General features: G+C 60.3%; 11 protein-coding genes. 4 read left to right on the forward strand and 7 right to left on the reverse strand.

Annotated elements, in window-relative coordinates:
- The first annotated feature begins 67 nt into the window (after positions 1–67).
- On the forward strand, positions 68–580 hold the full coding sequence (locus AC3WKX_RS01265) for a dihydrofolate reductase (protein ID WP_008438965.1): 513 nt from the start codon (positions 68–70) through the stop codon (positions 578–580).
- A gap of 94 nt (positions 581–674) precedes the next feature.
- Here AC3WKX_RS01265 and AC3WKX_RS01270 read toward each other — a convergent pair whose 3' ends face one another.
- Positions 675–2066, reverse strand: coding sequence for an L-cystine transporter (locus AC3WKX_RS01270; RefSeq protein WP_003213804.1), 1392 nt, complete (start codon positions 2064–2066; stop codon positions 675–677).
- Between the two features lie 241 nt (positions 2067–2307).
- On the opposite strand from AC3WKX_RS01270, the gene AC3WKX_RS01275 reads away from it, so the two are divergent.
- On the forward strand, positions 2308–3366 hold the full coding sequence (locus AC3WKX_RS01275) for an HAD family hydrolase (RefSeq protein ID WP_003213803.1): 1059 nt from the start codon (positions 2308–2310) through the stop codon (positions 3364–3366).
- Between the two features lie 193 nt (positions 3367–3559).
- Here the strand turns inward: AC3WKX_RS01275 and ilvD are convergent, their stop codons facing one another.
- The 4 genes from ilvD to AC3WKX_RS01295 form a co-directional block, all read right to left on the reverse strand.
- Positions 3560–5401, reverse strand: a complete 1842-nt coding sequence (gene ilvD / locus AC3WKX_RS01280; RefSeq protein ID WP_003213802.1) for a dihydroxy-acid dehydratase — start codon at positions 5399–5401, stop codon at positions 3560–3562.
- A gap of 330 nt (positions 5402–5731) precedes the next feature.
- Positions 5732–6190 carry an REP-associated tyrosine transposase gene (locus AC3WKX_RS01285; protein WP_003213801.1) on the reverse strand — a complete coding sequence of 153 codons (459 nt, stop codon included), beginning with the start codon at positions 6188–6190 and terminating at the stop codon, positions 5732–5734.
- Between the two features lie 218 nt (positions 6191–6408).
- Positions 6409–7605: an MFS transporter gene (locus AC3WKX_RS01290; RefSeq protein ID WP_003213800.1), complete on the reverse strand. Its 1197-nt coding sequence runs from the start codon at positions 7603–7605 to the stop codon at positions 6409–6411.
- A gap of 232 nt (positions 7606–7837) precedes the next feature.
- A complete protein-coding gene (locus tag AC3WKX_RS01295; protein WP_071485033.1) occupies positions 7838–9034 on the reverse strand; it encodes a class I SAM-dependent rRNA methyltransferase in 1197 nt (398 codons plus the stop codon).
- A 209-nt stretch (positions 9035–9243) separates the two neighbouring features.
- Here AC3WKX_RS01295 and AC3WKX_RS01300 point away from each other — a divergent pair, with 209 nt between their 5' ends.
- Positions 9244–10056 (forward strand): HDOD domain-containing protein, encoded by an 813-nt coding sequence (locus AC3WKX_RS01300; RefSeq protein ID WP_173882995.1) that lies wholly within the window; start codon positions 9244–9246, stop codon positions 10054–10056.
- 21 nt (positions 10057–10077) lie between these two features.
- Complete coding sequence (gene mutM / locus AC3WKX_RS01305) at positions 10078–10890, forward strand: bifunctional DNA-formamidopyrimidine glycosylase/DNA-(apurinic or apyrimidinic site) lyase (RefSeq protein WP_003213797.1); 813 nt, start codon at positions 10078–10080, stop codon at positions 10888–10890.
- 133 nt (positions 10891–11023) lie between these two features.
- Here the strand turns inward: mutM and AC3WKX_RS01310 are convergent, their stop codons facing one another.
- Both AC3WKX_RS01310 and coaD read right to left on the reverse strand, forming a co-directional pair.
- Positions 11024–11275, reverse strand: coding sequence for a YfhL family 4Fe-4S dicluster ferredoxin (locus AC3WKX_RS01310; protein WP_003213796.1), 252 nt, complete (start codon positions 11273–11275; stop codon positions 11024–11026).
- 263 nt (positions 11276–11538) lie between these two features.
- On the reverse strand, positions 11539–12018 hold the full coding sequence (gene coaD, locus AC3WKX_RS01315; protein ID WP_003176711.1) for a pantetheine-phosphate adenylyltransferase: 480 nt from the start codon (positions 12016–12018) through the stop codon (positions 11539–11541).
- Positions 12019–12099 lie beyond the last annotated feature (81 nt).

The raw sequence follows: 12099 nt of genomic DNA on the forward strand, positions 1-12099 counted from the left end.
GTCTGGAGCATAACCGCTGGAACGCCGGTTGGGGTATGCCGCGCGCGGCTCTGGTATTCTCGTCGCCATGAAAAAAACTCTCCCTTTAAGCCTGATCGCAGCCCTCGGTGAAAACCGTGTGATCGGCGTCGACAACAGCATGCCCTGGCATTTGCCGGGGGATTTCAAATATTTCAAGGCCACCACCCTGGGCAAGCCGATCATCATGGGGCGCAAGACCTGGGATTCCCTGGGGCGACCGTTGCCGGGCCGGTTGAACATTGTGGTCAGCCGTCAGACCGATCTGGCGCTGGAAGGTGCGGAAGTTTTTCCGTCACTGGACGCGGCCGTGGAGCGGGCTGAGGAATGGGCCAAGGCGCAGGGCGTGGATGAGCTGATGCTGATCGGCGGCGCGCAGTTGTATGCCCAGGGGCTGGAGCAGGCGGATCGCCTGTATTTGACGCGGGTGGCGTTGAGCCCGGACGGGGATGCGTGGTTTCCCGAGTTTGATTTGAACCAGTGGAAGCTGGTGTCGAATGTCGAGAATGCGGCTGAGGGTGACAAGCCGGCGTACAACTTCGAAGTCTGGGAAAAAGCCTAAGAGCATCGCAGGCAAGCCAGCTCCCACAGTTGACCGAGTATTACTGAAAAAACCGGTTCAATGTGGGAGCTGGCTTGCCTGCGATAGCGGTCTGTCAGGCCTGCGCCAATTCCGCATGCTCATCGGCATTGAGCAGTTCTTTATCCGTCTGCTGCATGATCTGGCTGGTAATCGCCCCGGCCGTCATCGAACCGTTCACGTTCAATGCCGTACGGCCCATGTCGATCAGCGGCTCAACCGAAATCAGCAGCGCCACCAGTGACACCGGCAAGCCCATCGCCGGCAGCACGATCAGCGCGGCAAACGTCGCACCGCCGCCCACGCCCGCCACACCGGCCGAACTCAAGGTCACAATCGCCACCAGTGTTGCGATCCACAGCGGGTCCAGCGGGTTGATACCCACGGTCGGCGCAACCATCACCGCCAGCATCGCTGGGTAAAGACCCGCGCAACCGTTCTGGCCAATCGTCGCGCCAAACGAGGCGGCAAAACCGGCGATGGACTGCGGAATCCCCAAACGACGGGTCTGCGCTTCAATGCTCAGCGGAATGCTCGCGGCGCTGGAGCGGCTGGTGAAGGCGAACGTCAGCACCGGCCAGACCTTGCGGAAGAACCGCAGCGGGTTGATCCCGGCCAGCGACAGCAGCAGGCCGTGCACCACAAACATCAGGCCCAGGGCCAGGTACGACACCACCACAAAACTGCCGAGCTTGATGATGTCTTGCAGATTGGAACTGGCGACCACTTTGGTCATCAGCGCCAATACGCCGTACGGGGTCAGCTTCATCACCAGGCGCACCAGGCGCATCACCCAGGCTTGCAGGGTGTCGATGGCGTTGAGGACTTTCTGGCCTTTTTCCACGTCATCCTTGAGCAGTTGCAGCGCGGCAACCCCAAGGAATGCAGCGAAGATCACCACACTGATGATCGACGTCGGCTTGGCCCGGGCCAGGTCGGCGAACGGGTTCTGCGGGATGAACGACAGCAGCAGCTGCGGGATATTCAGGTCGGCAACCTTGCCCGCGTAATCACTCTGGATCACTTGCAGGCGCGCCATTTCCTGGGTACCGGCCACCAGGCCTTCGGCGGTGAGGCCGAACAGGTTGGTCAGGCCGATACCGATCAGCGCCGCAATCGCCGTGGTGAACAGCAGCGTGCCGATGGTCAGGAAGCTGATCTTGCCCAGGGACGAGGCGTTATGCAGACGGGCCACGGCGCTGAGGATCGAGGCGAACACCAGCGGGATCACGATCATTTGCAGCAACTGCACGTAACCGTTGCCGACCAGGTCGAACCAGCCGATCGAGGCCTTGAGCACCGGGTTGCCGGCACCGTAGATCGCGTGCAGCACCACACCGAAGATCACGCCGAGTACCAACGCAAACAACACCTTCTTGGCGAGGCTCCAGTTGGTTCGGCGGGTTTGTGCCAGGCCCAGCAGCAAGGCCACGAACACCAGTAAGTTGAGAATCAGGGGCAGATTCATTGAAGCTCCGTTGAGAAGGCAGCCAATCGCAGGAGCCTGCGATTGCGAACCGGCAAGCCTAACAGCTTGAAATATATTGATTTAATAACGTTATCGCATGGTGACTGTCGTTTTTGGAATAAGCGGATGACGCGCAGGCGTATGGCATTGGCGCGATCACGACGAAAGCGGTCGCGCTCGGGCGATAACTGTCATACAGATTTGTTAGCGTCGATGTCTTTCACTCAGGGAGAAAATGCACATGAAGCTAGCGCCGAAACTGTTTGCCGCCGCGCTGTGCCTGGGCCTCGCGAGCCAGGCCTTTGCCGCCACCGAGTTGAAACATTGGCCTGCGGCTGCCGCCAAGCAACTGGACACGATGATTGCCGCCAATGCCAACAAGGGCAACTTCGCGGTGTTCGACATGGACAACACCAGTTACCGCTACGACCTTGAAGAGTCGTTGCTGCCGTACCTGGAAAACAAGGGCCTGATCACCCGCGACACCATGGACCCCTCCCTGAAGCTGATCCCGTTCAAAGACACCGCCGACCACAAGGAAAGCCTCTTCAGCTACTACTACCGCCTCTGCGAAGTCGACGACATGGTCTGCTACCCGTGGGTGGCGCAGATTTTCTCCGGCTTCACCCTCAAGGAACTCAAGGGCTACGTCGACGAGATGATGGCGTCGGGCAAGCCGGTGCCGGTCACCTATTACGACGGTGACGTGGTCAAGAACATGGAAGTGCAGCCGCCGAAGGTCTTCACCGGCCAGGCTGAGCTGTTCAACAAGCTGATGGAAAACGGCATCGAGGTCTACGTGATGACCGCCGCGTCCGAAGAGTTGGTGCGCATGGTCGCGGCCGATCCGAAGTACGGCTACAACGTCAAACCCGAGAACGTCATCGGCGTGAGCACCTTGCTCAAGGACCGCAAGACCGGCGAGCTGACCACTGCCCGCAAACAGATCGCCGCCGGCAAGTATGACGAGAAGGCCAACCTCGGCCTGGAGCTGACCCCGTACCTGTGGACCCCGGCCACCTGGATGGCCGGCAAGCACGCGGCGATCCTGACCTACATCGACGAGTGGAAAAAACCGGTGATCGTCGGTGGCGACACGCCGACCAGTGACGGCTACATGCTGTTCCATGACGTGGACGTGGCCAAGGGCGGCATCCACCTGTGGATCAACCGTAAAGACAAATACATGACCCAGCTCAACGGCATGATGGCCAAGCACGCTGCGGCCCAGGCCAAGGAAGGGTTGCCGGTGACGGCGGATAAAAACTGGGTGATCGTCAAGCCGGACGAGATTCAGTAATTACGGCTGGACTCGGTCGAAAATGTGGGAGCGGGCTTGCTCGCGAAGGCGGTGGATCAGCCAGCTTATTCAGTAACTGGCACACCGCAATTCGCGAGCAAGCCCGCTCCCACAGTTGATCACCTTTGTTTGGGGAATAATCTCCAGGCAAAAAAATGCCCCGCACATGGCGGGGCATTTTTATGGGCGAGGTTTACAGACCGTCAAGCATCGCCTTGTTACGCACAGCACCCTTGTCGGCACTGGTGGCCAGCAGGGCATAAGCCTTCAAGGCGGTGGTGACTTTGCGCGGACGCTTCTCCACCGGCTTCCAGCCTTTCTTGTCCTGCTCGACCCGGCGTGCCGCCAGTTCTTCATCGCTGATCAACAGGTTGATCGAGCGGTTCGGAATGTCGATCAGCACCTTGTCGCCATCCTGCACCAGGCCGATGGCACCGCCCGCAGCGGCTTCCGGCGAAGCGTGGCCGATGGACAGGCCCGAGGTACCACCGGAGAAGCGGCCGTCGGTGAGCAAGGCGCAGGCTTTGCCCAGGCCTTTGGATTTCAGGTACGACGTCGGGTAGAGCATCTCTTGCATGCCCGGGCCGCCTTTCGGGCCTTCGTAACGGATGATGACGATGTCGCCTTCCTTCACTTCGTCAGCGAGGATGCCGCGTACCGAGCTGTCCTGGCTTTCGTAGATCTTGGCGCGGCCTTCGAACACGTGGATCGATTCGTCGACACCGGCGGTTTTCACGACGCAGCCATCGAGGGCGATGTTGCCGTACAGTACGGCCAGGCCGCCCTCTTTCGAATAGGCATGCTCGACACTGCGGATGCAGCCGTTTTCACGGTCGTCGTCGAGGGTTTCCCAACGGGTCGACTGGCTGAACGCGGTCTGCGTCGGGATGCCGGCCGGGCCGGCCTTGAAGAAGTGATGCACGGCTTCGTCAGTGGTCTGGGTGATGTCCCACTTGGCGATGCCTTCGGCGATGGATTTGCTGTGCACGGTCGGCAGGTCGGTGTGCAACAGGCCGCCACGGGCCAGGGAGCCGAGGATCGAGAAGATCCCGCCGGCGCGGTGCACGTCTTCCATGTGGTACTTCTGGATGTTCGGCGCGACTTTGCACAGTTGCGGCACGTGGCGGGACAGGCGGTCGATGTCCCGCAGGTCGAAGTCGATCTCGGCTTCCTGGGCGGCGGCCAGCAAGTGCAGGATGGTGTTGGTGGAACCGCCCATGGCGATGTCCAGGGTCATGGCGTTTTCGAACGCCTTGAAGTTGGCGATGTTGCGCGGCAACACCGACTCATCGTTCTCGGTGTAGTAGCGCTTGCACAGCTCGACGATGGTGCGGCCGGCCTGCAGGAACAGTTGCTCGCGGTCGCTGTGGGTGGCCAGTGTCGAGCCGTTGCCCGGCAAGGCCAGGCCCAGGGCTTCCACCAGGCAGTTCATCGAGTTGGCGGTGAACATGCCGGAGCACGAACCGCAGGTAGGGCAGGCGCTGCGCTCGTATTCCGCAACCTTCTCGTCAGAAGCGCTGGAATCGGCGGCGATGACCATGGCGTCCACCAGGTCGAGGCCGTGGGAGGCGAGCTTGGTCTTGCCGGCTTCCATCGGGCCGCCGGAGACGAAGATCACCGGGATGTTCAGGCGCAGGGCGGCCATCAGCATGCCGGGGGTGATCTTGTCGCAGTTGGAGATGCACACAATGGCGTCGGCGCAGTGGGCGTTGACCATGTACTCCACGGAGTCGGCGATGATCTCGCGGCTCGGCAGGGAATACAGCATGCCGTCATGGCCCATGGCGATGCCGTCATCCACGGCGATGGTGTTGAATTCTTTCGCTACACCGCCGGCGCGTTCGATCTCGCGGGCGACCAGTTGGCCCAGGTCCTTGAGGTGGACGTGGCCGGGTACGAACTGGGTGAACGAGTTGGCAATCGCGATGATCGGCTTCTTGAAGTCGTCATCTTTCATCCCCGTGGCGCGCCACAGTGCGCGGGCGCCGGCCATGTTGCGGCCGTGGGTGGATGTTTTCGAGCGGTAATCAGGCATTGGAGCACTCCGGGCGGCTAATCAAGTACTAAAGGGGAGTGAGCTTCTAATTGACGACTGGAACACCCGAAAAATGGCCGTGTGTCCGGAAGTTGCCACTCGCGTCGCGGGATCGCCGCTTGCTTGGGCCTCGAGCTCATAAACCCGCCGGGGGATGACTGGCGATGAATAGGTCCGATTCTACACCGCTGGCGGCCGGAGGGAATGGCCGTCTACCTGTAGGAGCGAGCTTGCTCGCGAAAAACGTCAACGGTAACGCAGCGCTATCAGGTGGTCCGTGTCGTCTGTTGGTTTTTCGCGAGCAAGCTCGCTCCTACAGGGTTGCGTATTTCACAGCCACATGGCGTCCCAGAGCGGATAGTCGCCGATACGCTCAACCAGCCCTGCTCTTAATGGATTGGCGACGATGTATCGAGCTGTTGCTTTCAGGTCATCTTCCCGGCGTAGCGCCCGATCAAAGTAGCCCTTTTGCCAAAGTGTCCCGTGGCAACTCCTCGCTTTGTTAATGGCGTGGGCACTTCGCGACTTGGTAATCCGCATCAGTCTCGGCAAATCGCCGTTGTGCAATTCCACCAGCCAATGGAAATGGTCCGGCATCACGACCCAGGCCAGTGAGGTCGCCTCGCCGTCGTCCTGAGCCTTTCTGAATTCGCGAACAAGCAGGCGACCAATGCGCCAGTCCTGGAAGACCAGCTGTCGTTGATGGGTGACGGCGGTGAGCAGGTAAATGCGGCCGGATTCCGAATAGCGGCCTTTACGCAGCCGATGGGCGTTTTGCTGGGTGGACATTCCTTCGTCCTCTTCGTGTGGGTAGAAGAGAGACGGTAGGAGGCAACAGTGTCTATTGGCGTTTAAACACTGGTTCTGAATATGTCATGCCTTCTGTAGGAGCGAGCTTGCTCGCGAAGAACGTCAACGATAACGCAGCGCTATCAGGTGGCCCGTGTCGCCTATATGTTTTTCGCGAGCAAGCTCGCTCCTACAGTGGGAGTGGGAGTGGGAGAGCGTTAGCGTCCGACTCTGATGTTCGTCACTACGCCCCAAACGCTGAGCACGATGAAGCTGATGGCGATGGTCATCAGCAAGTTGTCTCCGGCTTGGGCGAGCGCGGCGCTGCTGACGGCGGCGGTGATGAACATGATGCTGTTGCCGGCCGACGCGGCGGTGCCGGCGCTGCTGGAGAACAGCAACATGGCCGCGGAAATCGCGGCGGGGCGAACCAGGGTCACGGCCAGGGCGCTGATCAGCATCGGGATCAGCAGGGTGATGGTGGTCATGGCCTCATAGCTGATCACCAGCGTCAGCAATACGCCTGCGATCCCCAGCAGGCCCAGCCCGAGGTTGATTTGTCGCGTGAGGGAGATATGTTTCTGCAGTGCAGTTGCTGCAACGCCGCCCAGCAGGTAGGCAACGCCATACACCATCAGCACTACCGCGTACTGGTATTCGGACAGCTTCAACTCATCCATGAAAATCAGCGGTGTCACGCTGATCAAGGCGAAGTAACACGCGAATACCAACGCGGCGATCCACCAGTAACGGATGAAGTCCCGGTTGCTTGCGATGGATTTCAGCGTGGCGATGATCGAAACAGGGGCTCTTTCAGGGCTGGCCGCCTTGGACGGCAATATCAGCCAGGCATGGATAAACATGCCCAGCGCCATCACCGCAAATCCATAAAAGCTGCCCTGCCAATCAAATGTGGTTTGCAGCCAGGAGCCGAGCAGCGGCGACAGCGCAACGAACGATCCGCTCAGGGTCATGTAGTAGATGCGGATGCGGGCGCGATCCTGCTCTTCGAAAAGGTCTTCAACCAGCGCATGGCCGAGTACAAAAAAGCCACAGCCGATGGCCTGGACGGCGCGAAACAGCAGGAAACTCGGGTAATTCGCCGCCAGTGCGCAGCCGATCGAGCCTAGGGTGGAAACCACGATGCACCCCAGCAGCACTTCCTTGCGCCCGAATTTATCTGAAAGCGGGCCGGCGATCAGTTGGGAAATCGCAAAAACCAGAGTGAACAGGCTGATGGATAAGGCGACCTCAGCAGTTGAGGTATCGAACTTCGCGGCCAGGGCTGGAAAGGAGGGCAGCAGGATATTGATCGGGAAGAAGCTGATCAGCGAGATGCAGGTGATGAGGATGAAGCGCGAGCGTTGTTGGCGTTTTACGTCGCCATGGGGTGGCGAATAAGAGGACTCAGACATTGTTTTTATTTTCCGGAGTAAAACCAGAAACCGATACTAGTCTGCGAAACGGGGAATTCAATCAAAAGTGTTGTGGGAGGCCAAGCCCATGATGGTGTGTGTTGCCGCTGTAGGAGCGAGCTTGCTCGCGAAGAACGTCAACGATAACGCAGCGCTATCAGGTAGCCCGTGTTGTCTATTCGTCTTTCGCGAGCAAGCTCGCTCCTACAGTTGATCCGGTTCCAATTGGGCGTTAGCTGTTCGGCAACAACCGGCAAGTAATGCTCTTGATATACCGGGTCTCGGCAATCGCCGGGTGCACCGGGTGGTCCGGGCCCTGGCCGCCGCGTTCCAGAATCTGGATATTGCGATCCAGGTGACGGGCGCTGGTCAGCAGGATGTTTTGCAGGTCGTCTTCCGGCAAGTGCATCGAGCACGAAGCGCTGACCAGGATGCCGTCCTTGCTGAGCAGGCGCATGGCTTGCTCGTTCAGGCGGCGGTAGGCGCCTTCGCCGTTCTTCATGTCTTTCTTGCGCTTGATGAAGGCAGGCGGGTCGGCCACGATCACGTCGAAACGCTCTTCGCTGGCTTTCAGCTCTTTGAGGGCTTCGAACACGTCGCCTTCGATGCAGGTCATTTTCTCGGCAACGCCGTTCAGTGCCGCGTTGCGCTCCACGCCGTCGAGGGCGAAGGCGGAGGCGTCGACGCAGAACACTTCACTGGCACCGAAGGCGGCCGCTTGCACGCCCCAGCCGCCGATGTAGCTGTACAGGTCGAGTACGCGTTTGCCTTTGGCATACGGAGCCAGGCGAGCGCGGTTCATGCGGTGGTCGTAGAACCAGCCGGTCTTCTGGCCCTGGATCACCGGCGCTTCGAACTTCACGCCGTTTTCTTCCAGTGCCACCCACTCCGGCACCAGGCCGAACACGGTTTCGACGTAGCGGTTGAGGCCTTCGGCATCACGCGCGGCGGAGTCGTTCTTGAACAGGATGCCGCTTGGCTTGAGCACTTGGGTCAGTGCGGCAATCACGTCTTCCTTGTGGGCTTCCATGGTCGCCGAAGCGATCTGCACCACCAGGATGTCGCCGAAACGGTCGACCACCAGGCCTGGCAACAAGTCGGAATCGCCGTACACCAGGCGGTAGAACGGCTTGTCGAACAGGCGGTCACGCAGGGACAGGGCGACGTTGATGCGGTGTACCAGCAGCGACTTGTCCAGCGGCAACTTGATGTCGCGGGACAGCAGGCGGGCGCAGATCAGGTTGTTCGGGCTCATGGCCACGATGCCGAGGGTCTTGCCGCCGGCTGCTTCCAGGATCGCCTGGTCGCCTGCCTGGAAGCCGTGAAGAGGTGTGGCGGCCACATCGATTTCGTTGCTGTAGACCCACAGGTGGCCGTTGCGCAAACGACGATCGGCGTTGGCTTTGAGACGCAGGCTTGGCAGGGACATGACGTCGCTCCGGAAAAAAGAGCGGGAGTATACCGTGTTGTGCAGTACTTGGCGGCGCCGCCGGACATGTGGAAGCGGTTCAGTTCGGGTTTTTGAGGTGTCAGCCTGGTTGCCATAAAGGTTAGAATCGCCGCCTAGTCCAGAGTGTGCCCCCTATGTCCCAAGAGCTATCCGCCGAACAGATCCAACAGAGCCTCCAAGGCATCAGTGTGCCGCCTCAACCGCAAATCATGGTGGATTTGCAGATGGAGCAGTACATGCCCGATCCGGACCTGGAAGTGATCGCCCGGTTGATCGCCCAGGACCCGGGCCTCTCCGGCTCGCTGCTGAAGATCGTCAATTCGCCGTATTACGGTCTGAGCAACAAGATCGTCTCGATACAGCGCGCGGTGAACCTGCTGGGCAGCCGCTCCATCGTCAACCTGATCAACGCGCAGTCGATCAAGGGCGAGATGAGCGACGACACGATCGTCACCCTCAACCGTTTCTGGGACACCGCCCAGGACGTGGCCATGACCTGCCTGGCCCTGGCCAAGCGCACCGGCAGCCAGGCGGTCGATGAAGCCTACGCATTGGGGCTGTTCCACGATTGTGGCGTGCCGTTGATGCTCAAGCGTTTCCCGAACTACATGAGTGTGCTGGAAGAGGCCTATGCCAACGCCGGCCCGGAGTGCCGTGTGGTCGACACCGAGAACCAGGCGTTCAACACCAACCATGCCGTGGTGGGTTACTACACCGCCAAATCCTGGCGCCTGCCGGAACATGTGACCGATGCCATCGCCAATCACCACAATGCCCTGGCGATTTTCAGCGACGAGTCCAACCACAAGCCGCAGCTGAAAAACCTGCTGGCGATCCTGAAGATGGCCGAGCACATTTGTGCGTCGTACCGCGTGCTGGGCAACCAGGTGGATGACCATGAGTGGAACGCCATCGGCCCGCTGGTGCTGGACCATATCGGCCTGTCGGACTACGACTTCGAGAGTTTGAAGTTGTCGATCCGCGAGCTGGGCGCGCACTAACCCTTTTTCCAAGAGGTACACATGCCCGAGTTACCGGAAGTCGAAACCACCCGGCGCGGAATTGCGCCGCACCTGGAAGGCCAGCGGGTCAGCCGTGTGGTGGTGCGTGAGCGGCGCCTGCGCTGGCCGATCCCGGAAGACCTGGATGTGCGGCTGTCCGGGCAACGCATCGTGCTGGTGGAGCGGCGGGCCAAGTATTTGTTGATCAATGCCGAGGTCGGCACGCTGATCAGCCACTTGGGCATGTCGGGCAACCTGCGCCTGGTGGAAGCCGGCAGCCCGGCGGCCAAGCATGAGCATGTGGATATAGAACTGGAGTCGGGCCTGGCCCTGCGCTACACCGACCCGCGACGCTTTGGCGCGATGCTCTGGAGCCTCGACCCGCTGAACCACGAGCTGCTGATCCGCCTGGGGCCGGAGCCGTTGACCGACCTGTTCGACGGCGAGCGGCTATTCCAGCTGTCCCGTGGACGCTCGATGGCGGTGAAGCCGTTCATCATGGACAACGCGGTGGTGGTGGGCGTGGGCAATATCTACGCGACGGAAGCGCTGTTTGCCGCCGGGATTGATCCGCGCCGGGAAGCCAAGGGCATTTCCCGTGGGCGTTACCTGAAGCTGGCGATCGAGATCAAACGCATCCTGGCGGCGGCCATCGAGCGCGGCGGCACCACGCTGCGGGACTTTATCGGTGGCGACGGACAGCCGGGGTATTTCCAGCAGGAATTGTTCGTCTATGGCCGTGGTGGCGAGGCGTGCAAGGTCTGTGGGGCTGAGTTGCGCAACGTAATACTGGGGCAGCGGGCGAGTGTGTTTTGCCCGAAGTGTCAGAGCTGACAATTTGTGGTGCTGCTGATGGCCTATTCGCGAGCAAGCCTGCTCCCACATTCGACTGCATTCCAAAGGTGGAACTCGGTCGAATGTGGGAGCGGGCTTGCTCGCGAAGGGGCTTAATGAAGCGCCAAGGGACTTAGGCCTTCCCGGTAATCAACCGGTACTTCTCCATCAGTTGCTCTTCCGTTTCCGGATGAGCCTCGTCCAGCGGAATGCAATCCACCGGGCAAACCTGCTGGCACTGGGGTTCGTCGTAGTGGCCGACACACTGGGTGCACAGGTTGGGGTCGATCACATAGATCTCTTCACCCTGGGAAATGGCAGCGTTCGGGCACTCGGGTTCGCAGACGTCGCAGTTGATGCAATCGTCGGTGATGATCAGGGACATGGAAACTCCTGCCAAGGCTGTCAGCCAAGGCATCTGAAAACTAATGCGCGCAATTGTGCCGCATTGGCGCCCCTGTGGCGAGGGGGCTTGTCTGTGGTGAGGGGGCTTGTCCCCCGTTGGGGCGCGAAGCGGCCCCGAATCAGGCGAACGGGTTTTACCTGAAACTACGCGGCGTCTTTATTGGGGCTGCTTCGCAGCCCAACGGGGGACAAGCCCCCTCGCCACAGACAAGCCCCTCGCCACAATAAGCCCAAAGTCCGGGATTATTTCTTGAATCGCAGGGTGAGAGCATCCGCCACAGCCGGGTGCACGAACTTGGTGATATCCCCGCCCAACGCCGCGATTTCCCGGACCAACGTCGAGGAAATGAACGAATAACGTTCCGAAGGCGTAAGAAACAGGCTTTCCACGTCCGGCGCCAGTTGGCGGTTCATGTTGGCCAGCTGGAATTCGTATTCGAAGTCCGACACCGCCCGCAGGCCGCGCAGGAACACATTGGCGTTCTGTTCCTTGGCGAAGTGCGCCAGCAGCGTCGAGAAGCCGACCACTTCAACGTTGGGCAGATGCTTGGTGACCTCACGGGCCAGCTCCACGCGCTGTTCCAGGGGAAACAGCGGGTTCTTCTTGGGGCTGGCAGCGACCGCGATAATCACATGGTCGAACAAGCGCGAGGCGCGTTCGACCAGATCGCCATGGCCCTTGGTGATTGGGTCGAAGGTACCTGGGTACAACACTCGGTTCATCGCGTCGTCCTGGCGGAGTCCGTTGGGGAACCGGATGGTATCGCAGCCATCCCGGTCGGCCAAGTCAACTTATTCAGAAGA

Source organism: Pseudomonas sp. GP01-A4, assembly GCF_058780865.1.

Bases quoted from the DNA above. Each gene is read 5' to 3' on its own strand.
- AC3WKX_RS01265 (WP_008438965.1), top strand. From the start codon at position 68: ATGAAAAAAACTCTCCCTTTAAGCCTGATCGCAGCCCTCGGTGAAAAC.
- AC3WKX_RS01270 (WP_003213804.1), bottom strand. From the start codon at position 2,066: ATGAATCTGCCCCTGATTCTCAACTTACTGGTGTTCGTGGCCTTGCTG.
- AC3WKX_RS01275 (WP_003213803.1), top strand. From the start codon at position 2,308: ATGAAGCTAGCGCCGAAACTGTTTGCCGCCGCGCTGTGCCTGGGCCTC.
- ilvD (WP_003213802.1), bottom strand. From the start codon at position 5,401: ATGCCTGATTACCGCTCGAAAACATCCACCCACGGCCGCAACATGGCC.
- AC3WKX_RS01285 (WP_003213801.1), bottom strand. From the start codon at position 6,190: ATGTCCACCCAGCAAAACGCCCATCGGCTGCGTAAAGGCCGCTATTCG.
- AC3WKX_RS01290 (WP_003213800.1), bottom strand. From the start codon at position 7,605: ATGTCTGAGTCCTCTTATTCGCCACCCCATGGCGACGTAAAACGCCAA.
- AC3WKX_RS01295 (WP_071485033.1), bottom strand. From the start codon at position 9,034: ATGTCCCTGCCAAGCCTGCGTCTCAAAGCCAACGCCGATCGTCGTTTG.
- mutM (WP_003213797.1), top strand. From the start codon at position 10,078: ATGCCCGAGTTACCGGAAGTCGAAACCACCCGGCGCGGAATTGCGCCG.
- AC3WKX_RS01310 (WP_003213796.1), bottom strand. From the start codon at position 11,275: ATGTCCCTGATCATCACCGACGATTGCATCAACTGCGACGTCTGCGAA.
- coaD (WP_003176711.1), bottom strand. From the start codon at position 12,018: ATGAACCGAGTGTTGTACCCAGGTACCTTCGACCCAATCACCAAGGGC.